This is a genomic window from Nitrospira sp. BLG_1, from assembly GCF_047338595.1.
Lineage (GTDB): Bacteria > Nitrospirota > Nitrospiria > Nitrospirales > Nitrospiraceae > Nitrospira_D.
In genome coordinates, this window is the sequence record NZ_JBLFBO010000118.1 from 1 (window position 1) to 1,607 (window position 1,607).

The 1,607-nt window shown below is 49.9% G+C and carries 2 protein-coding genes; both read right to left on the reverse strand.

Annotated elements, in window-relative coordinates; genetic code table 11:
• The coding region (locus tag ACMTNU_RS20570; protein WP_413937155.1) for a nuclear transport factor 2 family protein at positions 1-236 on the reverse strand (236 nt) is incomplete at its 3' end.
• Positions 237-553: 317 nt separating this feature from the next.
• Positions 554-889, reverse strand: coding sequence for a hypothetical protein (locus ACMTNU_RS20575; RefSeq protein WP_413937156.1), 336 nt, complete (start codon positions 887-889; stop codon positions 554-556).
• Between the last annotated feature and the right edge of the window lie 718 nt (positions 890-1,607).

Sequence of the window (1,607 nt, forward strand, 5' to 3'; positions counted from 1 at the left end):
ACCTGAACCATGATATCGCTCAGCTCGAACTTCATCGAGAACGTGTTGTTAAAGATCAGTACCCACGAGTCGCGAACGGCAGGCCATCCCGAACGAATCGTCCAGCCTGGGTGAATACAAGTAACATACTCCTGATGTGTCCACACCTCGTCCATCTTGACGATGTCGAGACTTTCAAACGCCTCGTAGAATCTCTGATTGGCTTTCGTGACGGCTTCGATGCGCTGTTTCAACACACGGCACCCCTTAGACAGAGAAGCTGTATCATACTGCAAGAGAATCAAATGCTGCGAGTACATTTCTCAACGAGGTCGAGGAATCCCCCTACGCCGAGTCAGGCCTCCAGTGAGACATGCGATCACCAAGCACCTATTTCTACGAGAAAGATAAAGAGAAAAGAGGCGAGCCGCGGAATTGGCACAATCACGATCCCACGTAGTCTTCCGAACTGATCAGCAGCAGTAAAATAGGTTTTACTCAATAGACTATCGTGGGCTCAAAATCCTATCGCGAGACGCCAAGAATCGCCCTGGGGAACTGAGGTCGAAGCAGGTCACTTCATTTTCCCGATACAATTCTCGTCCCGATCCACCTTCCTCAAGACCACCGACTTTCTCAACCGTGATGTCGTCGCACTGTCTCCAAGGGAAAGAGGCATATCAGCGTTGCTCGAAAACCTCGGAAGACTTTTAAAGAGATCGTCGAGCGAAACCAACACTTTTCCAACGATTCGGCGAAGCTCCCGTTCCGAATAATGCAAGGGAACCAGTCGCCGTCGCTGCCAGCCTCGAAGCAGGAAGGCTCCACCAAACTGTCTATAGGGACGCTCACACACGACCACGAATTCTCTTCCTTCATCATCTTCAATAATGAATCCCTTCACGTTCATATTGTCTCACCTCCTTCTCAGACGTGATGCTCCAGGCAGGCCTAGCTCAAAAATATGTCTTGTCTTCACCTACACTGCGAAAGCCGTGGGGACTGCTTGTACCGCTCAACATCATATTCGGTTCCCTATAATGACTGAGTCCGCGACGTTTCCGCTGGTTCACACATCACCAACAACGCCGTTCTCGAGTGAATGCTTTTTCGGCACTGCAGTCCATCCACGGTTCCGGATTTATCAGTCCATTACATCGCTCACGGCCCATCACTACTTTTCCTATAACTTCCAACATATTGGAAGAAATGGATCAGGCCCATCGGGAATACCCTGAATACGGAGACAGCCATTACTGACGAGTTTTCAGGAATTTACAGGAAGGTTGAGGAGAGAGATCCCAACCCTGTGGATAACGACTTCTAAAATCCTGATTGTTTTTGAGGAGGAGAGGGAGCGAGGTTCCCAGGAAGCTATGGGAACCTCGCGCAAAATTGAGAGACGGCAAGTCCTCGTTTCAGTGTCTGCGTGTGTAAATGCCCGCTATTACCCTTTATTATCTCTCTGACACTTCCACCATACCGTCTCCGCTCGATAGCCTATACAGAACTACCTCCCCATGCGGAAGATGCACATTCTCAAGACGCTACTTCGACCCCATAGCATCCAAGTTAGTACTGCAGCTGCAAGGCGACGTGGAAGGAATCCACCTTATCGCCCGTCGTAC